Here is a 25,170-nt window from a genome sequence, read left to right as displayed (position 1 = left end):
TCTCTATTCAGGAGCAAGGCCATGACCGACAAGAGTCAACAGTTTGCCAGCGACAACTATTCAGGCATTTGCCCCGAAGCCTGGGCCGCCATGGAAGAAGCCAACCAGGGTCACCAACGTGCCTACGGCGACGATGAGTGGACCCACCGCGCGGCGGACGATTTCCGGGCCTTGTTCGAAACCGACTGCGAAGTGTTCTTCGCGTTCAACGGCACGGCGGCCAACTCCCTGGCCCTGTCCTCGCTGTGCCAGAGTTATCACAGCGTGATCTGCTCGGAAACCGCCCACGTCGAAACCGACGAATGCGGTGCACCGGAGTTCTTCTCCAACGGCTCCAAGCTGCTGCTGGCACGTACTGAAAACGGCAAGCTGACCCCCGAGGCGATCCGCGAGATTGCCCTCAAGCGCCAGGACATCCACTACCCCAAGCCTCGGGTCGTCACCCTGACCCAAGCCACGGAAGTCGGCAGCGTCTACACGCCGGATGAAATCCGCGCCATCAGCGTCACCTGCAAGGAACTGGGGCTGAACCTGCACATGGACGGCGCGCGCTTTTCCAACGCCTGCGCCTTCCTCGGCTGCTCCCCGGCGGACCTGACCTGGAAGGTCGGCGTGGACGTGTTGTGCTTTGGCGGCACCAAGAACGGCATGGCGGTGGGCGAGGCGATCCTGTTTTTCAACCACGACCTGGCCGTGGATTTCGACTACCGCTGCAAACAGGCCGGGCAACTGGCCTCGAAAATGCGCTTCCTGTCCGCGCCCTGGGTCGGCCTGCTACAGAACGACGCCTGGCTCAAACACGCCCGCCACGCCAACCACTGCGCCCAATTGCTGGCAGAACTGGTCAGCGACATTCCCGGCGTGGAACTGATGTTCCCGGTCCAGGCCAACGGCGTTTTCCTGCAACTGTCGGAACCGGCCATCGCCGCGCTGACCGCCAAGGGCTGGCGCTTCTACACCTTCATCGGCAAGGGCGGCGCACGGTTCATGTGCTCGTGGGATACCGAAGAGGCGCGGGTGCGGGAATTGGCGGTGGATATTCGGGAAGTGATGGCGAGCTAAGTAAAGACTCACTCAAGACCGGGCCGGACTACTGTTTGGCCTGGGGACATGGTTAACCTGTGGCGAGGGGATAAATCCCCTCGCCACAAGCGCTCATCGTCAGAGAAAAAACGGGGGCCCCCCTCAAAACGCGACCGGCCAAAAGCATCAAATCCGGGACGCGTCTACTGTCAGACCTTACAGCAGACAAGGCCTATCCCTTCCCCTAGCATCAGCATCTCCTTGACGGTGAGACAGGCAGCCCGCGCTCGACAGTACCGATTGAGGCCAAGAGCAATTCCACTTCGGAACCCGATGGCAAGAGGTAAATCATCATGGCTAAGCCAATGCGCATTGAAATTTCATTTTCCCCCTCGGACTATCCTGATCAGGTCCAGGTCTATATCCCGCCCGATGAGAACTATCGTGACATATTGCTCGGAGCCCAAGTCGGCGACATGATCAATTTCAGGCACGAAGGCAAATACTTTGCTGGAACAGTAGCGCTAAGGGGTTTTGCTTCCAGAACGCCAGTAAACGTGGATGACTCGGATTGGATGCTGCAACTTCACTTACACAAGCCACCAATGCAAGGTAGTTAACTTCGCCGGGGACCATTGACACGGTCACCTATGGCCGAAGGAAGCCCCCACGACTATCAGGCCATTCTGAAAAACACAGGATGACCTGATACTCAACGCCCCCTCAGAAATCGATCCGCACATCCCCCTTCGGCACGCTGCAGCACGACAGGATGTAGCCCTCGGCCTCGTCGTCCTCGGTGATCCCGCCGTTGTGATCCATCTCCACCTCCCCGCCCAGCTTCAGCACCTTGCAGGTGCCGCAGATGCCCATGCCGCAGGCCTTGGGGATCATCATGCCGAGCTTGGCGGCGGCGGCGTGCACGGTTTCGCCCGGGCCCACGCGGATGCTCTTGCCAGAGGAAGTGAATTCCACCAGGTGCAGGTCCGCCGCATCGACTTCCGGCGCGTCGGCCGCCTGTTCGGCCTGTTCCACGGCGTCGGCACGGGCTTCCGGTGGCGTGGCGCCGAAGGACTCCTCGTGGTAACGCTTCATGTCGTAGCCAGCCGCTTCCAGCAGGCGCTTGACCGCGGTCATGTACGGGGTCGGGCCGCAACAGAACACTTCGCGCTCGAGGAAGTCGGGCACCATCAATTCCAGCATCTTGTGGTTCAGGTAACCGCGATACCCGGCCCAAGGCTCGCCCAGGCCATGCTTTTCACAGATCAGGTGCAGGCTGAAGTTGTCGATCCGCGACGCCATGTGTTCCAGCTCGCGGTGGTAGATGATGTCCTTGGGCGACCGGGCGCTGTGGATGAAGGTCATGTCGACATTGGCGTTGGTGTCGTAGAACCAGCGGGCCATGGACATGCACGGCGTGATCCCCACGCCACCGCTCAGGTACAGGACTTTCGGACTCGGGAAATCGATGGCGTTGAACAACCCCACCGGCCCGTGCACCGCCAGCTCCTGGCCTTCATGCAGGGTATCGTGCAACCAGTTGGAGACCTTGCCCCCCGGCACGCGCTTGATGGTGACCGAGAAGCTGTAGGGCACCGACGGCGAACTGGAGATGGTGTAGGAGCGCATGATCGGCTGGCCTTCGATTTCCAGCTCCAGGGTGACGAATTGCCCCGGCTTGAAAAAGAACATGATCGGCTGATCGGCCATGAAGCAGAAGGTGCGCACATCCCAGGTTTCCTGGATGACTTTGACGCAACGTACGATATGTCGGCCATTGGCCCAGGTCTGGGTGGTGACCGGGTTCAGGAAGTTATTGGACATGCTGATCTCCACGGCCGACTGTCGGCCTTCATGATGGCGATTGTGCGCAGGCGCCTGGGTGACCATTTACCTATCTGCGACATTCACATACTTATCGCGACCAGCCCTTAACTACCGGGGCTTGCGCGTCGGGAACAGATTGGGCCATGTCGCCCATGGATAAGGTTCGGCCCCTGCGCGGCCCCACACTCGCCCCAACAGATAAACAAAGTTTTCTGCCTTGCGTAGCACAACCGATTAGTCATTTTCACCGGCTCCGCTTAGAGGGCCACGAGGATAAAACGATGGACACCACTACCCTGAGCCTGGGCGATCCGCTGGAACCCGCACGCAAGGCCACCGCGCAAATGCTGCAAGAGCGCGAGCGCACCTTCTCGCTGCCACAACCGTTCTACAGCGATGAGCGCCTGTTCGATATCGATATGCAGGAAATCTTCCAGAAGGAATGGTTGATCGCCGGCATGACCTGCGAGATCCCGGCCAAGGGCAACTACCTGACCCTGCAAGTCGGCAAGAACCCGATCATCGTGATTCGCGGTGCCGACGGTGTGGTCCACGCTTTCCACAACGTCTGCCGCCACCGCGGTTCGCGGCTGTGCACCAGCGAAAAGGGCAAGGTCGCCAAACTGGTCTGCCACTACCACCAGTGGACCTACGAGCTGGACGGTCGCCTGCTGTTCGCCGGCACCGAGATGGGCGCCGACTTCGACATGAAGCAGTACGGCCTCAAGCCTGTGAACGTGAAGACCGCGGGCGGCTACATCTTCATCAGCCTGGCCGAGAATCCGCCGGCCATCGATGATTTCCTGTCGACGCTGAACCACTACATGGAACCGTACGACATGGAGAACACCAAGGTGGCAGTGCAAACCACCTTGATGGAAAAGGCCAACTGGAAGCTGGTGCTGGAAAACAACCGCGAGTGCTACCACTGCGGCGGTTCGCACCCGGAATTGCTCAAGACCCTGCTGGAATGGGACGACGTCACCGACCCGCGGGCCGACCAGGCTTTCAAGGACCACGTGGCCGCTTCCGCCGCCGCCTGGGACGCCGAGAAGATCCCTTACGCCCACGCCAGTTTCGGCCTGCGTAACCGCATCGTGCGCATGCCGCTGCTCAAGGGCACCGTGTCGATGACCATGGACGGCAAGCAAGGCTGCGCCAAGCTGATGGGCCGCATCAAGAACCCGGACCTGGGCTCGATGCGCATCCTGCACCTGCCGCACTCGTGGAACCACTGCATGGGCGACCACATCATCGTGTTCACCGTGTGGCCGATCAGCGCCCAGGAAACCATGGTCACCACCAAGTGGCTGGTGCACAAGGACGCCGTCGAAGGCGTGGACTACGACGTGGCGCGCATGCGTGAAGTCTGGGACGCCACCAACGACCAGGACCGTCGCCTGGCCGAAGAAAACCAGCGCGGCATCAACTCCACCGCCTACCAGCCTGGCCCGTACTCCAAGACCTATGAGTTCGGCGTGGTGAACTTCGTGGACTGGTACAGCGAGCGCATGCTCAACAACCTCGGGGCCGAGCCAGCGCCTTACCTCAAGGGCGTTCCAGTCCAGGGCTAAGTCAGAAGCATCGCGAGCAAGCTCGCTCCCACAGGGGTTCTGTGTCGTTCACAAAACCTGTGGGAGCGAGCTTGCTCGCGATAGCGGCCTGACACTCACCGACTACTTGGAAGACCACCGCACACTGCCATCCTCCCCATAAAACGTCTCGACAATCTCCTCCCCCACCAACCGCACCTTCACGTACCCATTCAACACTCGCAGCGGATACGCCTCGTCCCCCGCCAATTGAGTCTCCGACCACAGCACCCGGGCATGCCCGTTCAGCTCGCTGGTGGTGCCATAGGGAATCGCCCCGTGCCCGGCGCAGCGCGCGTGCAACCCGCCTTGCGGCGCGTAGCAGATGCCGTTGTGCAAATGCCCCCAATACCAGTAGTCCGGCTCACGCCCCAGGGCATCGCACACCGGTTGGTAGAGGGCGGTCTTGTTGTGCCCGGAAATATCGAAGCCCTGATGATGACTGAGCACCATCAACTTCTTGCGCTTGGGCAGGGTTTTCATCCACTCGATCTGCTGGGTGTTGAGGGTGCCGTCCATGTACAGGTTCATCGCGTCCGAGGCATAGGCACTGTCCAGGCCAACCACCAGCCAGTCGTCGTTGTACAAGGCAAAGTAGCTGGTGCCTTGCTGCACCGGAAAACGCTTGGCCAGTTCCTTGAAGTAACCGTGGGCACCGCTGTACATCTCGTGGTTGGAGTTGAGGGTGAACGAGCCGTGCTTGCCCTGGGGCCAGCCGACCATGTCGACGTCTTCCTGGGAATGGGTGCCGGCGTAATACACATCACCCAGATGGATGGTGAAGTCAGCCTGGGCCAGTTGCATCTGATTGGCCACGGCCACCGCCGGCGCGTGGCTGTCGAACGGCCCCGTGCCCCAGTCGCCGGCGATGGCCAGCACCACGTCGCTGTCCATTTTCACCAGCGCCGGGTTGGTGGCGAACGGCGCGTGATGCCGCAGGTTCTCGATCCACTTGAGCAGCGCCTCGCTCCACAGCAGGTCCAGCAGCTCCCATTTGCGACAACCGAGCAAGGTGCCGTCCTTGAGCACCCGAGTCGGCAGTTCGTCTTCGCTTTGCGGCAACGGCGTGGGGTTACCGATCTTCAGGATCGACAGGCCGTGGGCCAGCTCCCAGGGTACGGCCGGCTCGTCATCCGGGAGGTCGCCATGCTCGATGACGTGCCGCGCCTGGTCGTGCCCGCGCTGCAGCAGTTTGACGATGGCCTGAAACTCCTCGGGTTCCAGGTCGTTGACGAGTTTCTTCCAGGACATCTCCAGCCGCGTGACCAACCCGTGCAGGCGGACCTTGACCTTGTCGAACTCATGTTCCCAATGGTGCAGTAATGACATGTGAACGCTCCTTCGCAATGCCCTGGGCTACAGGGTCTTCATGAACTCGATCAGGGCCCGTTTGTCGACGTCCGACAGTTGCGTGCCATACAGGTGGCCGCCGTTGTGGTTGCCTTCCAGGCGGGTGTCGTATTTGAAATCCGCCGACGCTTTCATCTGTGCACCGCGGGTGACGAAGCCGACCTTCTCCTGGTCGTAAATGTCAGAGCCGGTGTAGAACACCTGCGGACGCTGTTCCGGCGCTTGCAGCAAATCCCACAGGGTTGGCACCGAACCGTTGTGCAGGTACGGCGCCCGCAGCCAGATGCCGTCGGTGGGGGTGTTGCTGTAGCTTTGGGTCTTGCGGTAGGCGCCAAAGTCGAACGGCGGTTTCTTGAAGCCGTGGAACGCCGTCACCAGGCCCGTGGTGAAGGAATTCAGGCGATGGGGATCAGTGCCCAACTGGTCGATGTTGGTGGTGACCTGGCCGGTGTCGCTGCGGCCGAAATCATGGCAGCTCGCGCAGTTTTTCTCCCAGATCGGTTTGCCCTGGGCGACTTTCGCCGAGTCCAGGGCGAACGGCCAGGCCGGTGCCTTGTGGCCCAGCAGCCAGTTGGTCACCCGGTTGAAACTCGGCGGCAGCACCGATTCCGGCGTCGCGCCCACGGCCATGGCCGCTGCGTAGTTGCGCTCGTGGATCTGGTTGTTATTGCCGTCCCAATGCAGGTACATCGACTCCCGGGGTTTCTGGTTCCAGACCTGTGGCAGATCCACGGTGCCGATGGTGGAGTCATCCGGGAAGCCGAACACCACCATTTTGGTCGGGTTGAAGGTATCGGTCCGCCCAGGCCCCTGGGCCGGACGCAGCTTCTGCCAAGCATAGGCCTGCTTCTGCTTGAGCAGCGCACTCTTGGCCATCGGGATGATCAAGTAACGGTTGTACTGTTTTTCGAAAAAACCCAGCTGGAACTTGCCATTGATCGCCGCCATCACCGCCTCGGGGGTGAATTTCGGGTCGCTGGCGCAATCGTAGGCGAACCACTGGAAGGCTTGCAGTTGCAGGGTATTGGCCGGCGCGGCGGCGACCGGCACTGCCACGTCAGTGGCATTGGCCCGGTAGGAGCCGGTGTGGCACAGGGCGCAATTGGGTTCGACCGTGGGGTAACCGAGTTGCCGCTTGGCCATGCCGATGGGCAGGTCTTTGCCGTTTTCATAGAGAAACCCGAACACTTCGTAGCCGCCGGGCTTGGGCAGTTTTTCCGGGCACATTTGCGGCAGCACGGCGAACAGGTAGTAGGGAATCCGCGCCTCGATGCCCAGGCCGATGGCGGCGTATTTGTAATGGTCTTCGTCGGAGGCGAAATCCGGTTGCGGTACCTCCCGGATCATTTGGTACCAGGTCTGGTAGCCAATGAAACCCAGCAACACGACCACCACCAACATGCCGACCTTGAACCCGTGGCTCTGCCAGCGCAGCGCCCAGCCGGCGCGCCATTCCCGCCAACCGGCGCACAGTAGGGCCAGCGGACGATTGGCCACCGGGCTGCCCAGGTACAGCAGCACGCCCAGGATCAGGAACATGCTCAGGTCGCCCATCAACATCGGCACAAACAATTGGCCCTGGTTATTGGTGTTGATCAGATAGATCCAGAACACCACCGCCACCAGCCGCGACAGCACGCACAACCACGAATGCACCACGAAACGCGGCGCGTTGAACCCAGAGGGCATGTAGAACAGGCTGATCCCCACCAGCAACATGCCGGCGTTCTCCAGCCAGGGATCGGACAAGACAGGTGGCAGGCCGATCATGGACGTCAGCAATGCCGGCGCGAACAACGCCGGGATCGCGAAGAACATGTTCATGACAATCCCGACCCAGATAATGCGTTGGAACCAGCGGATGTAAGTGTTCATGGCATCCTTTTCCTTAATTCTTGGCTCACGATATGCGGCGCTCTGACGATCGCCATCGCGAGCAAGCTCGCTCCCACACTGGATGTGTGGCGTGCACAAAATCAGCGGCACATGGCCCCTGTGGGAGCGAGCTTGCTCGCGATGCAGACCACTCGGTCTTGCGTCAACCGAGAGCGGTCTTTTCCAGGTGCCCAAGAATGATCGGATACACATCCACCACCGCATCCTTGCCGAACATGCAGTCGATATGGCCATACCCCGGCACTTCGTGGCGGCTGAACAACTGCGGGCCATGCATCTCGCACAGTCGCTCGTAGGTCTTGAGGGTGCTTTGCGGCAGGTAACACTGGTTGTCGGCGCCGCTGATGAAACAGATCGGCAACTTCAACCGATCGAAATGCGGCATGTAGACGTCGTTGCCCTTGAAGTCCACCAGGTGCCCCTTGCGCACGATCAGCGCCAGGTGCTCGAAGGTCTGGATGTTCGACTCGCCGAACAGCTCATGCAGGTTGTCGTGCAGGGTTTCGTTGAGGGTGTCGTGGCGGTACAGCGAGGCATACATGAACGTGATGCGATGGCAGACCGGGTTGGTGCAATAGCCCTGGGCCTCGATCCGGGCATAGCCGTTGAGGGCCTTGTCGTAGAGTTTGTTGAACCAGCTTTCCTTGGTGTCGGCGTAGGCCGTGAGGGACTTGATGCCGATGGCATCGAGCATTCCCGGCAAGTGCAAACCGGCCTTCAGACCGGTGGCGGTGGCGACCACCGTGTCGGCGGCGATCTGCGAGCAGACCACCGAGCGCACGCCCTGCAGCCCCGCCAGCATCGACATGAAGAACGTCGTCGCGCCGTAGCAATGCACCACGCACTGCACGTCACGGGCCAGGGTCGCTTGCTGGATCTGCTCGATGGCGGCCTGGAAATCGTACTGGGCCACCTGGTCGCCGTTCCATTCATGCTTGCTGGCCGGCAGCAGGATGCTCACCCGTAAATCCAGGAGCCAGACGTCGTATTCGTGCTTGCAGAGGTATTCCAGCAGGTTGGTGTGGATGGTGTCGGTGGAGAAAATGTTCGAGCCCACGCCCAAGCCATGGACCAACATCACCGGGCCTTTGGTGCCGGCCTGATAACGGGTCAGGCGCAGCTCGACGTTGTCTTCGGTCTGGAAGAAATGCACGGCCGGCGCCGGCGCATCCAACGGCCGTTTCAACCGGGGCGGCGCGTCCGGGTTGAAATAGACGTCGCCGGCGAAGACACCGCCGTAGCTCTCCCACAGGATCCCGGCAAAGAACTTGCCGAATCGCGCCAGCGCCTCCACGCGCTCACGCTCGTTGCGCGCGTTGAGCACTTTCATGGTGGTCATCTGCTTGGCGAAGTCGGCCGGCAGGATGTGCATCACGCCGCAGCCAATCACTGCGCCGGTCTTGTCCGGCCCGCGATAGAGCGTGACATAGAGCGTGCTGGTGTCGTGCCAGATATTCAGCACGCCGTTGTCCTCGGGCACGGTCTTGAAGGCGCTGAAGTAATAGTCGCTGCCGTCCTCGGCGGTCAGCTTCATGTCGTAGTTCATGTGCCGTACGCCGACCTGTTCCTGGTACTGCTCGAACAGGTTGAACACCCCGTTGCTGGCCACCAGCGGTTGCGGTGAGAGCAGCGGTGCATCGAGGGTGCCCACCAGGGTGGCGGCGTGTTCCGGCTCCTTGATCAGACGGTTGAGGTCGGCGGCGGTGATGGTCAGGGTGAACTCGATGGGCGAGTTGTCGGCCTTGCCGCGCTTGGCCGCCGCCTCGTACAGGCTCAGATCGGTGCCCTGTGCCTGAGTGAAGGCCGTGGAGAAGTAGCCCTTCATGGTTTCGGTGAACTGCACGCCGAGGGTCGGCGGCGCCACCGTTTTGCGCGGGGCCGAGGGCAGCGTGTAGTCGATGATCCAGCCACGGTCGGCCGCCAGCAACCCCATGTTGCGCTCGCTTACCGCCGAGATGGTCAGCAGTGGGTTGACCGCCAGGGACGTGGGGATCACCGCACCGTCAGTCACGTACAGGCCCGGGTAGACATCGGTGCCGCTGGCGCCACTGAACACCTGGCCCTTATGGTTGACCACCCCTTGCGTGGCGTCCTCGCCCATCACGCAACCGCCCAGGGGGTGGACCGAAACGATGCTGTGCTTGAGCAGCTTGGTCCAGATCGGGTTCTCCACCCAGATCCCGCCCAGGGCCTTGGTGCTCTGGTGCAGCCGCTCGTTGCCAAGGGTAACGTTCTCCTGTTCGCCGACGCCGGGCCAGTCGATGCGCAACTGGTCCTTGTTGTCGAGCAGCATGCGACCCTTGGCGTTGTCATGGCTCATGATCAAGTAGGTCTGCATGTTGTGCAGCGCGCCGTAATACGGCCCGCGCAGGAAGCTCTCGGCCTCCCGGCCCTTGTACTTGAGGCTGGCACCGAAACCGGTGTCGGTGGGCACGCCGATCATTTCGGCAAACGCCGCCATGCTCGGCACCATGGCTCGGCCGAGGGCGCCGGGAATCGAACCCTCCTCGATGACCATGCGGCTGCGCCAGTCACCTTCGGTGCGCATGTCGATGACTGAGGTGATGCATGGCCCCACCGGCTCCAGTTCCTTGGCCGGATGGGCGCCGAAACCGATGCCGTTGATGACCTGGTCGCAGTTGTGGCCGAAGCCGAGGATGTCGCCGTTGCCGCTCATGTGCTCGCCCAGTTGGCCGGACATGGCCAGGCCCTTGTCCCGCGAGCGCAACATGATTTCGGTGGAGCCCAGGGTGCCGGCGGACACCACCACGATATCGGCCCGCACGAACAACGTGGGCGCCGAGAACAGCTCGCGGCCGCTGTCCAGGTATTGGAAGTGCACGATCCAGCCGTCGCCGTCGCGCTCCAGGTGGCGCACCTCGGCCTGGCAGAAAATCTCCGCGCCGTGGTTCCAGGCATCCGGCAGGTAATTCATCAGCGTAGTGTTCTTGGCTTTGTTGTTACAGCCCGAGACGCAATCGCCACAGCCATTGCAGGGCAACTGTTCGACACCGACGTGGTTGAGGTTGTTGGGTAGCTTGTCGAAGGTCACGTTGATCGGCGGCTTGTAGAAATGCGCGCCTTGCTTGAGGTAATCGGCCGACTTCTTGTGAGCGTCGAGCTTGGGCAGGTTCGGTGCTGAAGCCGGGTAAGGGTTGGGCTTGAGCATCTCCCGGGCCCGGGCGTAGCCGTCCTTGAGCAGCGTGTCGCGGTGCTCCCGTACCGCCAGGGGCCAGCGTGGGTCGTCGAACACGCCAGGCTCCGGCTCCAGCGCAACGTTGGCATTGATCAGCGACGTGCCGCCCAGGCCGCAACCGACCACCACGTTCTGCTGGGCGTTGACGTGCAGGTCGAACAGCCCGGTGCGCGAGCCGATATGCCCGTCCGGGTCATGGACCTGCAGTTCCTCGGTGGCCGCGAGCAGGGTGTTGGGGTATTCGCCGGGCTGGATCTCCCGGCCACGCTCCAGCAGGCACACCTTGCGTCCGGCCCGGGACAGGCGCGAGGCAGCAATACCGCCACCGTAGCCGGAACCGATGACGATGACGTCGTAGTGCTCCTGGATATCACTGATGGGGGTTGAGATCCGTGTCATGTTCAAGTCCTCTCAGGCAGAAGGGGCAACTCTGCGGTTGCCTGCAAATCGACAGGCGCACGAACGCCTGGCCACTGTCCCGTGCAGGGTCCAGCGGCAGTCAGCGGTGCTACAGGGGGAAAAAACGGACGCTATAGACGTGCACGCTGATTGGCGGCGCGACGGTGGATGCGTTTATGCAGCGAAGTGGGCGGTGCCGGGACGCAGGTCAGCAGGGGGAGCGGGTGCGAGCGGGGGTGCTTGCTATCCATCATGTGTTCTCCCTGAACCTGATGTGGATAAAGTGCGATGTCCTTGTGCCATGGAAGTGAAGACAGCCGACAGACCTGCGTCAAGGTTGGGCCTTAGAACTGTATGAAATTTGATCTATCGCGATTTGCGCTATGCAGGCCGTGGCCTGCAGCGTTTGGCGAACAAGTTATCCACATGGCCACCCACAGCAAATGGGGACAAGTGTGCGTAAGTCGGGCATTTTCTCCCCGGCAAAGTGAATAAAAACCGTGACTTATGGACAATGCCGGTTTTACTGGCCTATCGGTTGTTTTTTGACCAACTCCCTGTAAGCCCCGATAAGCATGGGCTGTGGCAGTGAGCAAACACCTTATCCACAGAAGCGCCAACAGTGTTTGGGGGTAATTTTGACGATTCTGTGGAAAACCCCTTGGACGGCTTGTAAATCGCGGTTTTCCGGAGGTTTTACCGATAAAAAACACCAATCGATCATTTTATGATCAATCCACTGAGCACCACGTCCCGTATGGCTTGCAGCGTTGAGCGAACATCTTATCCACAGAAGCGCCAACAGAGATTGGGGGCAAGTTTCAGCTGGAAGGGGTCGTTATTCACAAACAAAAACCAATAAAAACCGTAGGTTAGACTGGCTACTTTTTGACCGCAGGCCGGCAGGGCCTGATTTTCATGGGGTACAGCGAGGGGCGAACAGGTTATCCACAGGCGGATACACAAGGATTGTGGGTAAACACATTACCTGTGGGAGCGAGCGTGCTCGCGAATGCAGTGTGTCAGCGACGAAAATGTAGCCTGAAATACCGCTTTCGCGAGCAAGCTCGCTCCCACAGGGTTTCAGGGCCGCCGTGCCGGCTACGGCCGATGCATGAGGTAGGCCGCGCCCGTTACTTGAATCAACGGATGCGGGACGACCTGACAGGTTTTGACGATGCCAAAGCCATGGCGCTCATAAAAACGCCGGGCGCCGGTATTCGCGGCGTAGTCGATCAGGCTCAGGCCCTTGAGTGCCAGTTGATCGGCACGCTGTTGCGCCAGTTCGAGGAAGCGAACGCCGAGCCCCTTGTTACGCCAGCCTTCATGCAGGGCCAAGCTTGAGATATAGAGGGTGTCGGGCACTTCCATGTCGGCGTAGGGCGCCAGGACCGGGTCTGTGACTGGGGCCGCCTGTGGATCATGACGCGTGACATAAGCGTGCATCATGCCGATGACCTGTCCGTTGGCCTGGGCGACAAGGCAGTTCTGGTAGGAAAAATCGACACCTTCCCGGGCATAACGCGCGGCGCCCACGTCAAGCAGATCCTGGTCTGGCTTCGCCAGCTGGCTCCAGATGTAATCCGACGCACCCTCTGAGGAAATCCGGAACAGACGGGCGATCTCCCGTGCATCCGTGGGCAAGGCCGGGCGAATTGCTACTTCCATTGATAGGACTCCATTGGCGATGAAACGACCTTTTTCACCCACAGGCTTGAGTCACGGCAACCCGCCAGGCCAGCGGTTTTATGGCCGGATGTTGCAGTAGGTCAGGTGGGGGGGCTTGAGCGCAGGCCTGGATGGCCTGGTTTACGGCGGGGGGGCCGAGCAGGTTATCCACAGAGGCGCACAGCAAGGGTGGGCAAACACTGCCCTCCTGTGGGAGCGAGCTTGCTCGCGATAGCGGCGTGTCAGCGAAGAAGATGCAACCTGACATACCGCCATCGCGAGCAAGCTCGCTCCCACAAAGGGATTCAGGTATTCCTGGGTTTAGCGAACGACCCCTTCCTCAATCAACAGCTTGAGAATGGCCTCGGCCCCGGCCTCCGGGCTCACGCCCTTGAGCACTTGCCCGCCTCCGCCGCTGGCCTTGGCCGTGGCGGCTTTCATGCGGTCGGCTCCGCTCTTGGCCTTGATCACTTTCAAGCGCTTGGGGCGTGGCTTGGCCGGTTGCAGGGTCGCCACCGCCAGCAAGGTGTCGTCGATCACTTCGACTTCCTCGGCATGCAATGCCCCACGCCGGGCCGGGCCGTAGGCGCTTTGCCGAGGTTTTGGCGCGGCGTTATCCACAGTGGCCAGGAATGGCAGGCGCACTTTGAGACGGCGCCGTTGGCCGCGGGGCAAGGCTTGCAGCACCAGGGCCACGCCACTGTCGATGGACTCGACCTGGGCCAGCCCCACCACCAACGGCCAACCGAGGTTTTCCGCCAGCAAAAAGGGAAGCATGCCCGAGCCTTCACCGGTTTCCGCCTGGCTGCCGGTGAGCACCACTTGGGCGCCAGCGTCACGCAGGTAGTCGGTCAGGGCCGGCAGGGCGTCGGCCCCGTCGGGATTTTCCAGGACGTGGAGTTCATCCAGGCCCATGCCCAAGTAGGCGCGCAGGGCCGGTTCGGCCACGTCACCGGCGTGCAGCACTTGCAGGTCGTTGCCAGCCAGTTGTAGGCCCAGTTCCACGGCCCGGGCGTCCTGTTCGGCGCGCCGGGGCCGACCGGAAGTGGGGTGGGCGCCAATGGACACGAGGCTGATCACTTGGGTACTCATCAACTTATCCTTCTTAAGCCGCATCGCGCTTGGCTTCGTTGCGGTAAGCCTCTACCGCCGCGATCAAGGCCTGGAGAATCGCCGCGCTGTCACCGATCACCGACAGGTCTGCCCGTTTGATCATGTCGCAGCCTGGGTCGAGGTTGATCGCCACCACCTTGTCGCAGGCACCGATGCCTTGCAGGTGCTGGATCGCCCCGGAAATCCCCACCGCCACGTAGACCCGTGCCGTGACCCAGGTACCGGACGCACCGACCTGGCGATCGCGAGCCATGAAGCCGTCGTCCACCGCCACCCGCGAAGCGCCTTCGGTGGCGCCCAGGGCCGCAGCGGTCTGGTGGAACAGCGCCCAGTCCTTGACCCCGTTGCCGCCAGAGAAAATGAATTCGGCCTCGGCCATCGGGATCGCACCCGGGTCCACCGCCACTGCACCGAGATCTTCGATTCGCGACAAGCTGCGGGCCACGCTTGTGGATAACTCCACCGGCAAGGCTTCGTGGCGGGTTTCGCTGACCGGTTCGGCGCATTCGGCCGCTGCCAGGATCAAGCGCGCCAATGGCCGGGCCAAGTCTTGCAGGCCCGCACCGGCGCGGCCAATGCACTCCTCGCCCTTGACCTGCCAGACCCGCGTGGCCGGGCGCTCGCCCAGGGCTGCGGCAAAACGCCGGCCCAGTTCACCGCCACCGGTACGGCTGTCGGGCAGCAGCCAATGGCGTGGGTTGAATTGGTTATCCACAGCCCGCAGACCCTGCACCCGTTGTTCCGGTGCATAACCGCTGAAGGCCTCACCTTCCAGTACCAGCAAGCGGTCGACACCGGCCGTGGCGAAGGCGTTTTCCTTGTGCTCGCCGAAGACCACGGCCAGCACCGCGCCGTCCGTCCCCGCAAGCTGATGGGCCAGGCCCAGCAGATCGCGGTCGTGGCTGCTGAGGCGACCACCGACCATGTCCGGCACCACACTGATGTAGAACGCCGGTTGCGGCACCTGATGCAGCGGCAATTGCACTTCGGTCGCGGCGGTACGCTTGCTCGCGCCACCCTGCTGGGCACCGCTGCGGTCGATGCGCTTGATGCCGTTGGGGCCGATGAAACCGATGCCATGGACGTTCTTGCGAATGACGCCGTTGGGGCCCATCCAGCTGTGTTGTACCGGTTGCATGGCCGCGTGCAGCGGGTGCAGGCGGTTGCGGGCGATCCACTCGGCGCGAGGGTCGCGGCGGATGATGTCGCTCATTAATGCACCTCCGCAGGTTCACGTTTGGCTGGGGCCACGGGCTTGCTCGGGGCTGCGTCTTCAAGCAGTGCGTCAGCCACCAGTTCGGCAATGTCCTTGATCATTGGCCGTGGTTCGACCACGCCTTCGAGCATCGCGGTGCACTGTGGACAACCCACCGCCACCAGCTCAGCGCCGGTTTCGCGAATGTCGTCCATGCGCATGTCAGGAATCCGCTGCTTGCCTGGAATGTCAGTGATCGGCGCACCGCCACCACCGCCGCAGCAACGCGAACGGAAACCGGAACGCTGCATCTCCTTGACCTCGATACCCAGCGCACGCAGCACCTGGCGCGGCGCCTCGTATTCGCCGTTGTAGCGGCCCAGGTAGCACGGGTCGTGATAGGTCACGCTGTCGCCCTTGTGCTGGCCGAGGTTCAGCGCACCGGCGTCGATAATCTCCGCCAGGTAGGTGCTGTGGTGCTGCACCAAATAGTTGCCATCGAAGGCGCCGTATTCGTTTTTCAGCACGTGGAAGCTGTGGGGGTCGCAGGTGACGATGCGGTTGAAGCTGTATTTGGCCAGGGTCTGGATGTTGCGTTTGGCCAACAGCTGGAACGTCGCTTCGTCACCCAGGCGCCGGGCCACGTCGCCACTGTCGCGTTCTTCGAGGCCGAGCACGGCAAAATCGATTTTCGCCGCCTTCAGCACTTTGACGAAGGCGCGCAAGGTGCGCTGGTTGCGCATGTCGAAGGCACCGTCGCCGACCCAGAACAGCACGTCGGTGGATTTCTTCTCGCTGAGCAGGTTCAAGTTCAGGTCCGCCGCCCAGTTCATCCGCCCGCCCGGGGCAAAGCCGCCAGGGTTGTCGGTGGCGATGAGGTTTTCCAGCACCTCGGCGCCCTTGTTCGGCGTGGCGCCTTTTTCCAGGGTCAGGTGGCGGCGCATGTCGACGATGGCATCGACGTGCTCGATCATCATCGGGCATTCCTCGACGCACGCCCGGCAGGTGGTGCAGGACCACAGGGTCTCGGCGTCTACCAGGCCGTTGACGATCGGCTGATGGGGATTACCCGCATGTTCGCCCACAGGTTTACCCGGGTATGGGCTGCCAGCGAATTTCGCATCGGTGCCGCCGGCCAGGCCGACGACCATGTCCTGGATGAGTTTTTTCGGGTTCAACGGCTGGCCGGCCGCGAACGCCGGGCAGGCAGCCTCACACTTGCCGCACTGCACGCAGGCGTCGAAGCCCAGCAGTTGGTTCCAGGTAAAGTCCTTGGGTTTCTCCACGCCCAGTGGCGCGGCGGGATCGTTCAGGTCCAGCGGCTTGAGACCGGTGGAACGGCCGCCGCCAAAGCGCTCGGCGCGGCGGTGCCAAGCCAGGTGCAGGGCACCGGCGAAGGCGTGCTTCATCGGCCCGCCCCAGGTCATGCCGAAGAACAGTTCCGAGACGCCCCACAGCACACCGACACCCAGGACCGCCGCCACCAGCCAACCGCCGAAGTTCTCCGGCAGGATGCCCGCCACCGGCAGGGTCACCAGGAAGAACGACGCCGAAAACGCCAACAGGCTTTTCGGCAGGCGCATCCACGGGCCCTTGGACAAACGGGCCGGCGGATTGCGCCGACGCAGGTAGACAAAGATCGCACCGACGAACATCACGGCCGACATCAACAGCAACGCATAGCCGAGGAAACGGTTATGCAGGCCAAACCCGTGGACCAGAATCGCCAGCACCACCGACGCCACCGCACCACCGGCCGTGGCGACGTGGGTGTTGGCAATGTATTTGTCCCGCGCCACTACGTGGTGCAAATCCACCATGTAGCGCTTGGGCATGGCAAAGAGACCGCCGATCAGGTCGACCTTGGCCGGTCGTCCCCGGCGCCACATGTTCACCCGCCGCAAGGCGCCGAGGACCGCGAGGCCCAGGGCTGCGAACAGCAGGATTGGAAGAAGGGTGTTCAGCATGGTGAAGCTCCCAAAGACCTCAGGTCTTGCAGGCACAGAAACCTGGATGTCTTGCTCGATCCCTGCGGGAGCGAGCTTGCTCGCGAAGACGGACTCAGATCCAACATAAATGTCGCCTGATCCACCGCTATCGCGAGCAAGCTCGCTCCCACAGGGTTATCCACAAGCCGTTAGAAATCCTTGCACAACCGCAGGGCGTCGTAGATGGCCGCGTGGGTATTACGCTGGGCCACGCAGTCACCGATGCGGAACAGCAGGTAGCCATCGCCGCTCTGCTCCAGGCACGGCTGGGGCTTGATCGCGAACAAGGCTTCGACGTCGATCTGGCCTTTGTTGCGCGAACCTTCCTTGAGCGCGTAGTAGATTTCTTCGTCCGGCCGCACGCCGTTTTCCACCACCACCTGGTCCACCACGCGTTCTTCCTTGGCGCCGGTGTATTCGTTCTCCAGCACCGCCACCAGCTTGTCGCCTTCGCGGTAGACCTTCTCCAGCATCATGTCCCCGGTCATGATCACTTCCTTGGGGTACATGCTGCGGTAGTACGTGGGGAACGAAGTCCCGCCAATGGCCACGCCCGGCTTGATGTCGTCGGTGACGATCTCGACCTGGCTGCCCTTGTCGGCGAGGAAGTCGGCCACCGACATGCCGGTGAACTCGCAAATGGTGTCGTAGACCAGCACGTTCTTGCCCGGCGCGACCTTGCCGTCGAGCACGTCCCAACTGCTGACCACCAGCCCTTCGGCGGCGCCCCAGTGTTCGTTCTGCTCCAGGAACGGATGGCCGCCGACGGCGAGCACTACCACATCCGGACGCAGGTCCATGATCGTCGCCGCGTCAGCCGCCACGCCCAGGCGCAGGTCGACTTTCAGCCGCGCCAGTTCCAGTTGGAACCAGCGAGTGATACCGGCGATCTGGTCCCGTTGCGGGGCTTTCGAGGCGGTAGTGATCTGCCCGCCGATGAATTCTTTCTTCTCGAACAGGGTCACGTCGTGCCCACGTTCGGCAGCGACACGCGCCGCTTCCATCCCGGCCGGGCCGGCACCGACGACGACCACTTTGCGCTTGAGCCCGGTGGACTTCTCGATGATGTGCGGCACGCCCATGTATTCACGGGACGTCGCGGCGTTCTGGATGCACAGCACGTCCAGGCCTTGGTACTGACGGTCGATGCAGTAGTTCGCGCCCACGCACTGCTTGATCTGGTCGATCTGGCCCATCTTGATCTTGGCGATCAGGTGCGGGTCGGCGATGTGGGCACGGGTCATGCCGACCATGTCGACGTAACCGCCTTCCAGGATCCGCGTGGCCTGGTTCGGGTCCTTGATGTTCTGCGCGTGCAGCACCGGGACCTTGACCACTTCCTTGATACCGGCGGCCAAGTGCAGGAACGGCTCCGGTGGATAACTCATGTTCGGGATGACGTTGGCCAGGGTGTTGTGGGTGTCGCAACCCGAGCCCACCACGCCGATGAAATCCAGCATGCCGGTGTCGTCGTAGTACTTGGCGATCTGCTTCATGTCCTCGTGGGACAAGCCGTCCGGGTGGAACTCGTCGCCGCACAGGCGCATGCCCACGCAGAAATCGTCGCCCACTTCGGCGCGCACGGCCTTCAGCACTTCCAGGCCGAACTTCATGCGGCCTTCGAAGCTGCCGCCCCATTCGTCGGTACGCTTGTTGACCCGCGGGCTCCAGAACTGGTCGATCATGTGCTGGTGCACGGCGGACAGCTCGACGCCGTCCAGGCCACCGGCCTTGGCACGCCGTGCCGCCTGGGCGTAGTTGCCGATCACCCGCCAGATTTCTTCCGGCTCGATGGTCTTGCAGGTGGCACGGTGCACCGGCTCACGCACGCCGGACGGCGACATCAGGGTCGGCCAGTTGAAACCGTCCCAGCGCGAGCGACGGCCCATGTGGGTAATCTGGATCATGATCTTGGCGCCATGCTTGTGCATGGCGTCGGCCAGGTTCTGGAAGTGCGGGATGATGCGGTCGGTGGACAGGTTCACCGAGCTCCACCATTCCTGCGGGCTGTCGATGGCAACCACCGACGAGCCACCACAGATCGCCAGGCCGATGCCGCCCTTGGCCTTTTCTTCGTAATACTTCACGTACCGGTCGGTGGTCATGCCGCCGTCGGTGGCGTAGACCTCGGCGTGCGCGGTGCTGAGCACGCGGTTGCGGATGGTCAGCTTGCCGATCTGGATCGGCTGGAACATTGCTTCAAAAGCCATGGCGCAATCCTCGACTTACAACGGCTTGACGATGAACAGGCCGTCGTCGTGGCCTTCTTCGGAACCGCCATAGACCTGCTCGGCCACGGTGCGGATCGAACTGCCACGAGCGGCGAGGATCTGGTCCATGGCGCCGGCGAACCAGCCGGTGAACATGTAGTCGACCTTGCGCCCGACCTTGCCGTACACATAGACGAACGCCGAGTGTTCGAGCTTGACGCTGGCGGTGCCTTTATCCAGGTCGATGTCCTGGATCTTGAACAGGCCCCAGCCACGCTGGGACAGGCGCTTCATGTAGTGCTCGAACACCGCGACGCCTTCCAGGTCGTGGCATTCGGCTTCTTTTTCACACCAGTGCCAGGCGGATTTGTAGCCGGCCTTGTAGAGAATCTCGGCGTAGGCGTCGGCGCCCAGCACTTCTTCGATGCCCATGTGGTTGTTGACGAAGAAGTGACGCGGTACGTACAGCATCGGCAGGGCGTCGGACGTCCAGATACCGGTTTCGCTGTCGACTTCGATAGGCAGTTGCGGGGCGATCTTGGCCATGAAAACTTGACTCCGGAAATTCGTGGTATTGCCTGCGGCGCAGAGGGCCGCAGGTAGAGGATTAGCGATGCGGCGGCGGTTATTCGCCCCAGACGTCTTTCAGCACGTTGACCCAGTTTTCACCCATGATCTTGCGCACCACCCGCTCAGGATGGCCGCGCTTGAGCAGCGTCTCGGTGAGGTTCGGGAACTCGCCCACGGTGCGGATGCCCAGGGGGTTGATGATCTTGCCGAAGCTGGTCAGACGACGGGCGTAGCCCTTGTCGTGGGTCAGCATTTCGAAGAAATCCTGACCGTGGCCCTGGGTGAAGTCGGTACCGATGCCGATGGCGTCCTCACCGACGATGTTCATGGTGTATTCGATGGCTTCGGCGTAGTCGTCGATGGTCGAATCGATGCCCTTGGCCAGGAACGGCGCGAACATGGTCACGCCGACGAAACCGCCGTGGTCGGCGATGAACTTCAGCTCTTCATCGGATTTGTTGCGCGGGTGCTCTTTCAGGCCGGACGGCAGGCAGTGGGAGTAGCACACCGGCTTCTTCGATTCGAGGATGACTTCTTCGGAGGTCTTGGAACCGACGTGGGACAGGTCGCACATGATGCCGACACGGTTCATCTCGGCGACGATCTCGCGACCGAAGCCCGACAGGCCGCCGTCACGCTCGTAGCAACCGGTGCCCACCAGGTTCTGGGTGTTGTAGCACATCTGCACCACACCGACGCCCAGTTGCTTGAAGATCTCGACGTAGCCGAGCTGGTCTTCGAAGGCGTGGGCGTTCTGGAAGCCGAAGATGATGCCGGTCTTGCCCTGTTCCTTGGCGCGACGGATGTCGGCGGTGGTTTTCACCGGAATCACCAGGTCGCTGTTCTCGCGGATCAGCTTCTGGCTGGCGACGATGTTGTTGATGGTGGCCTGGAAACCTTCCCACACCGACACGGTGCAGTTGGCTGCGGTCAGGCCGCCCTTGCGCATGTCTTCGAACAGGTCGCGGTTCCACTTGGCAATAATCAGCCCGTCGATAACGATGCTGTCGGCGTGCAATTCGGCTGGGCTCATCAGGCAGTCCCCTTTTGTCAGCGATTCATGCGCCGAATCGTGTGCCGGCGCTTTGGGGCCAGCATATGCCTGAGGGCCGTCGCGACCCGGTGCAAAAACGACAGGGGAATTGCCGAAAGCGTCAATCCACGACAATGGGCTACGACAGGCCCACCCTGCCCGTCTGTTCTTTACCCGACGGTTGCGCCAGAATCCGCCGCATCACTGGTTTTCACTGGACTTGAGCGGCAACGCGATGAAATCAATCTTCCTGGCTTTGGCACTGATCAGCACCCTGGCACACGCAACCGAAGACACCGAGCCCAATCCCTGCGACGAAGTTGAAAACGACGTCCAGACCCTGGCCTGCTCGGCCTACGGCAAGACCGCCGCCGAGCAATTGCTCAACGAAAACCTGCAGAGCCTCAACGAGCGCCTGCAAACCCGCTACGCCAGCGACAAGGCGCAACTCAACGACATCACCGCCAAGGTCAAGGCCGCCCAACAACTGTGGCAAAAACAGCGCGACGCCGACTGCGCCATCGCCGCCTTCCCAGCCAAACCCGGCAGCGAAGCCTACAAAATCGCCGAAAACGACTGCATGGCCCAGGTGAGCGATGATCGGTCGGAGTTTTTGGAGTCGATTGGGCAGGAGTAAAGGGTTATCCACGGAGCAATATCCAGACATCGTTCACGCGTTGGCCCTGGAAGGAATATAAGTCAGGATTCGAAAATCTTATAAAAGACTTATATTTTTTCCATGATGAACGCACCTACTGATATTCAGATCATCAACGATGCAGACGGAAACCCGGCATTTGTGGTCATTCCGTACGCACAATACGTTGCACAAAAACTGGAACCCGATCTGATCCCTCACGAAGTGGTCAGCCGTATCGTCGACGGCGCTACGCCTATCCGCGCCTGGCGCGAACACTTGAATCTGACTCAGGATGAAGTCGCCAGGCGACTGGGTATTTCTCAACCGGCGTTTGCCCAGCAGGAATCGGTCGCAAAGCCTCGCCGGGCTACTCGAGAGAAAATTGCCGCTGCCTTTGGTATCCATGCTGATCAGTTAGAGCTGTAAGCTGTACGTCACCACCGAGCAAAGAGACTCCCATGAAAACCTGCGGTATCGAAATCAAAGGCAGCGAAGCGATCATCGCCGTTGCCTCGCTGGAGCAGCAGGCGTTGACTCACATCGCGCTGAACACCAAGAAAATCGCCTTGGACGACGATGACGAAGCCGCCAACGTCAAGGCGTTTGCCGCCCAGGTACGGGCGTTCGTGGCTGAACATGGCATTGAACGCATCGCCATCAAGAAGCGCAGCAAGAAAGGCGAGTTCGCCGGCGGACCCACCACGTTCAAGATTGAAGGGGTTTTCCAGTTGCTGGAAGGCTGCGAGGTGACACTGCTGTCACCGCAGACCCTCAACGCGCAGCACAAGAAACATGACTTCGCCTTGCCGGCGACGCTGAACAAGTATCAGCACGAGGCGTACAAGGCGGCGTGCTCGGCACTGATGAAGAAATAGCCCTTTTCCAGCCGAACACAATACCTGTGGCGAGGGAGCTTGCTCCCGCTCGGCTCTGTAGGAGCTGGCGAAGCCTGCGATCTTTTGATCTTTCGCTTGGGATTCAAGTGTCTGGGGAAAGATCGCAGCCTCGTTGCACTCGACAGCTCCTACAGGGCGCACCCAGCGGGAGCAAGCTCCCTCGCCACAGAATGTATTCCCAGGTTCAATGTTGCTTGCGATACCCCTTCAACCAATCCGCAAACGCTTTGTCCTCCAAGGCGTAACCACCGCGATTGGACTTCCACACCAGTTCCTTGTCACGCAGCGCGTCGATGCAGGATTGGATGGTCTGGGTGCCAGGCACGACTTCGCTCCCCATGCTCCTGAGCACCTTGCCCACGGCGTCCAGCGTTGAATCGGTGAAGGGCGCAAAGGGTTCGTTGTTTTGCGAGCGCTCGGCCATGACCTGCAGCACTGCTCGTTGCGGCACCGTCAAGGCGTTCCAGGCGCTTTCAAACTCGGTCCAGACGCCAGCACGGAGCATTTGCGCGCTGTTGCGCAGCAATTCGCCCAAGTGGCTCGCCTCGCCCAGTTCCAAGGCAATTTCGCCAATGATGCTGCGCAGCATTTCAGGGCGGCGCCCTACCAACTCGAAGGCCTGGTCCAAGTCATCGGCATTGAACTGATTGGTTTGGGCCAGATGCGCGTTCAAATGGGCAGCGTAGGCTTTGGTGAACTCTTTACCCAGCAATGGGAACGAGGTGATGCTGGATCCGTAGAACGGTTGGTTACGGCTGAGTACCAAGTGCGCGAGTTTGTCGCGATTGGAGCCGGTGAACACCAGGCGCAGGCCGCTGGTATCACCCTCGCGCCCTTGGTTGAGTTGGTCGCGGGCGGCCTTGAGGGCGAACATGGCGTTGACCCCGGCCTCGGTGGTCAACGCATGCTGGGCTTCGTCGATCACCAGCACCACGGTTTTACCGGCCGCACTGTGCAACAACTCCAAAGCCTGGGTCAGCGTCGCCCCTTCGGGCAGTTGCGGCAGGCTGAAATCCCAGGACAACGTGCGCAAGAAGCTGAGTTTGTCGATGCCCATGGATTTGGCCAGCTTGCGGATCCCCTTTTCATAAGGCACCAATGCCCCGGCGATTGCCGAAGCGATCAGGTCGGCAGGGTCTTTCTCCTTGTTGGCCCACAGGTCGACGTAGACCGCGAGCCAGCCGCGGGTTTCGCACTCGGGAATCAAGTCTTCACGCAGGAACGTACTTTTTCCGGTACGTCTCGGCGCGGCCAGGAACAGGCCTGAGGTGTAATCCTGGATCCCGGCGCCGACCAGCCCCTCGACAATATTGCGGGCCAGATCAGGGCGCCGGAATACAAAACCGGGGTGCTTGGACATGGTTTTATACTCAATTATGGCTGCAGGTATAATTTATAGTCGCGAGTATAATTGAGTATAAAAGCCTGTCAAACCACCTCCCGCCCATCCCCCTGCCGCCGCCGATCTTCCCGTGGACAGCGCGCGAACCGTGCTCGGTAACTGCGGGTGAAATACGACGGTGATTCAAAACCGCAGGCAATACTGACCTCCAGTACGCTCATGTCGGTCTGGCGCAGCAGTTGCCGGGCTTTCTCCAGGCGCAGCCGCAGGTAGAAGTTGCTCGGGGTGTCGTTCAGGTGCAGGCGGAACAGGCGTTCGAGCTGGCGGCGGGTGACGTTGATCGACTCGGCCAGGGCCAAGGTGCTCAGGGGCGGTTCGCTGTGGGTTTCCATCTCGCCGATGACGTGCACCAACTTCTTGTTGCGAATGCCATAGCGGTTGGCGATCTCCATGCGCTGGTGATCTTTGCGCGGGCGGATGCGGCCGAGCACGAACTGTTCGCTGACCTGGATCGCCAGCTCCGAACCATGGGCCTGGCCGATCAGGTCGAGCATCAGGTCGATGGACGCGGTGCCACCGGCGCAAGTGATGCGGCGACGGTCGATTTCAAACAGTTCCTGAGTCACGCCAAGCTGCGGATAAGACTCCTTGAACGCCTCGATCGCCTCCCAGTGCAAGGTCACGCGATGCCCTTCCAGCAGCCCCGCCTCGGCCAGAACCACGCTGCCGGTGTCGATGCCGCCCAGGATCACGCCTTCGTTGTCCAACCGATGCAACCAGCGCTCCAGGGCCGGGGTGGCGAACTTCAGTGGTTCGAATCCCGCCACCACCCAAAGGGTCGCGCCCTTCTTCAACGGCTCCAGCGCGGCATCGGCGTTGACCGACATGCCATTGCTCGCCAGCACCGCCCCGCCATCGACGCTCAACACATGCCAGCGATACAGCTCGCCACGAAAGCGATTGGCGACCCGCAACGGCTCGATGGCCGAGATGAAACCGATGGCTGAAAAGCCCGGCATCAACAAGAAGTAGAAATCCTGGGACATGGAGCGCACTCGGTCGACGGGTAGCGTGCGGACCTTGATACGCCAGTTGCAAGCGTCGTTCAAGGGCGCAGGTCGCTGCAGTGCAAGAGCACGTCGCCGCTGTGCGTTTTGCCACGCTTCGGGCTGCGTAACTTGGCATCACCGGCGCACAGACACCGGGCCCCATAACAATAAGCTGCCGAGGAA

19 protein-coding genes are annotated in these 25,170 nt (G+C 61.4%); 6 read left to right on the top strand and 13 right to left on the bottom strand.

The genetic code is table 11. The features are described from left to right. Nucleotides 1-21 precede the first annotated feature (21 nt). Together J4E63_RS29980 and J4E63_RS29975 are read left to right on the top strand one after the other, a co-directional pair. Nucleotides 22-1,062: a low specificity L-threonine aldolase gene (locus J4E63_RS29980; protein WP_207284128.1), complete on the top strand. Its 1,041-nt coding sequence runs from the start codon at nt 22-24 to the stop codon at nt 1,060-1,062. Between the two features lie 314 nt (nt 1,063-1,376). Further along, nucleotides 1,377-1,643, top strand: coding sequence for a hypothetical protein (locus tag J4E63_RS29975; protein ID WP_207284127.1), 267 nt, complete (start codon nt 1,377-1,379; stop codon nt 1,641-1,643). Nucleotides 1,644-1,746: 103 nt separating this feature from the next. On the opposite strand, the gene gbcB is transcribed toward J4E63_RS29975, so the two are convergent. Continuing rightward, nucleotides 1,747-2,847 (bottom strand): glycine-betaine demethylase subunit GbcB, encoded by a 1,101-nt coding sequence (gbcB, locus tag J4E63_RS29970; protein WP_092333406.1) that lies wholly within the window; start codon nt 2,845-2,847, stop codon nt 1,747-1,749. Nucleotides 2,848-3,131: 284 nt separating this feature from the next. Here gbcB and gbcA point away from each other — a divergent pair, with 284 nt between their 5' ends. Beyond that, nucleotides 3,132-4,424, top strand: a complete 1,293-nt coding sequence (gene gbcA, locus J4E63_RS29965; RefSeq protein ID WP_072405825.1) for a glycine-betaine demethylase subunit GbcA — start codon at nt 3,132-3,134, stop codon at nt 4,422-4,424. 102 nt (nt 4,425-4,526) lie between these two features. Here the strand turns inward: gbcA and J4E63_RS29960 are convergent, their stop codons facing one another. The 10 genes from J4E63_RS29960 to J4E63_RS29915 form a co-directional block, all read right to left on the bottom strand. After that, complete coding sequence (locus tag J4E63_RS29960; protein ID WP_207284126.1) at nt 4,527-5,771, bottom strand: metallophosphoesterase; 1,245 nt, start codon at nt 5,769-5,771, stop codon at nt 4,527-4,529. 27 nt (nt 5,772-5,798) lie between these two features. Next, complete coding sequence (locus J4E63_RS29955) at nt 5,799-7,667, bottom strand: cytochrome c (RefSeq protein WP_207284125.1); 1,869 nt, start codon at nt 7,665-7,667, stop codon at nt 5,799-5,801. A gap of 163 nt (nt 7,668-7,830) precedes the next feature. After that, entirely contained in the window at nt 7,831-11,283 is a 3,453-nt protein-coding gene (locus tag J4E63_RS29950) for a GMC oxidoreductase (RefSeq protein WP_207284124.1), read from the bottom strand. 1,101 nt (nt 11,284-12,384) lie between these two features. Then, nucleotides 12,385-12,951 (bottom strand): GNAT family N-acetyltransferase, encoded by a 567-nt coding sequence (locus J4E63_RS29945; RefSeq protein WP_207284123.1) that lies wholly within the window; start codon nt 12,949-12,951, stop codon nt 12,385-12,387. Nucleotides 12,952-13,272: 321 nt separating this feature from the next. After that, entirely contained in the window at nt 13,273-14,043 is a 771-nt protein-coding gene (locus tag J4E63_RS29940) for an electron transfer flavoprotein subunit beta (RefSeq protein ID WP_207284122.1), read from the bottom strand. Nucleotides 14,044-14,056: 13 nt separating this feature from the next. After that, nucleotides 14,057-15,277, bottom strand: a complete 1,221-nt coding sequence (locus J4E63_RS29935) for an electron transfer flavoprotein subunit alpha/FixB family protein (protein WP_207284121.1) — start codon at nt 15,275-15,277, stop codon at nt 14,057-14,059. After that, nucleotides 15,277-17,226, bottom strand: a complete 1,950-nt coding sequence (gene dgcB / locus J4E63_RS29930; protein WP_103309268.1) for a dimethylglycine demethylation protein DgcB — start codon at nt 17,224-17,226, stop codon at nt 15,277-15,279. The genes J4E63_RS29935 and dgcB overlap by 1 nt, the downstream gene beginning before the upstream one ends. Nucleotides 17,227-17,396: 170 nt before the next feature. After that, nucleotides 17,397-19,457 (bottom strand): NADH:flavin oxidoreductase, encoded by a 2,061-nt coding sequence (gene dgcA, locus J4E63_RS29925; RefSeq protein WP_207284120.1) that lies wholly within the window; start codon nt 19,455-19,457, stop codon nt 17,397-17,399. A gap of 15 nt (nt 19,458-19,472) precedes the next feature. Next, nucleotides 19,473-20,003, bottom strand: a complete 531-nt coding sequence (locus J4E63_RS29920; RefSeq protein WP_207284119.1) for a DUF5943 domain-containing protein — start codon at nt 20,001-20,003, stop codon at nt 19,473-19,475. Between the two features lie 79 nt (nt 20,004-20,082). Further along, on the bottom strand, nt 20,083-21,060 hold the full coding sequence (locus J4E63_RS29915) for a dipeptidase (protein ID WP_030139307.1): 978 nt from the start codon (nt 21,058-21,060) through the stop codon (nt 20,083-20,085). A 235-nt stretch (nt 21,061-21,295) separates the two neighbouring features. On the opposite strand from J4E63_RS29915, the gene J4E63_RS29910 reads away from it, so the two are divergent. From J4E63_RS29910 to J4E63_RS29900, 3 genes are all read left to right on the top strand, one after another. After that, on the top strand, nt 21,296-21,697 hold the full coding sequence (locus tag J4E63_RS29910; RefSeq protein ID WP_103309267.1) for a lysozyme inhibitor LprI family protein: 402 nt from the start codon (nt 21,296-21,298) through the stop codon (nt 21,695-21,697). 105 nt (nt 21,698-21,802) lie between these two features. Continuing rightward, nucleotides 21,803-22,126: a helix-turn-helix domain-containing protein gene (locus J4E63_RS29905; RefSeq protein WP_103309265.1), complete on the top strand. Its 324-nt coding sequence runs from the start codon at nt 21,803-21,805 to the stop codon at nt 22,124-22,126. A gap of 32 nt (nt 22,127-22,158) precedes the next feature. Then, nucleotides 22,159-22,575 (top strand): DUF3010 family protein, encoded by a 417-nt coding sequence (locus J4E63_RS29900; RefSeq protein ID WP_207284118.1) that lies wholly within the window; start codon nt 22,159-22,161, stop codon nt 22,573-22,575. Nucleotides 22,576-22,780: 205 nt separating this feature from the next. Here J4E63_RS29900 and J4E63_RS29895 read toward each other — a convergent pair whose 3' ends face one another. Continuing rightward, on the bottom strand, nt 22,781-23,956 hold the full coding sequence (locus J4E63_RS29895) for an AAA family ATPase (RefSeq protein WP_207284117.1): 1,176 nt from the start codon (nt 23,954-23,956) through the stop codon (nt 22,781-22,783). Between the two features lie 68 nt (nt 23,957-24,024). Then, nucleotides 24,025-24,984, bottom strand: coding sequence for a GlxA family transcriptional regulator (locus J4E63_RS29890; protein ID WP_060740279.1), 960 nt, complete (start codon nt 24,982-24,984; stop codon nt 24,025-24,027). Between the last annotated feature and the right edge of the window lie 186 nt (nt 24,985-25,170).

The sequence above is a fragment of the Pseudomonas sp. FW300-N2F2 genome (genome assembly GCF_017351655.1).
In the GTDB taxonomy this organism is placed as follows: domain Bacteria; phylum Pseudomonadota; class Gammaproteobacteria; order Pseudomonadales; family Pseudomonadaceae; genus Aquipseudomonas; species Aquipseudomonas fluorescens_AA.
Note: the sequence above shows the minus strand (reverse complement) of the source record. Positions and strands in the feature narration are given on the sequence as shown.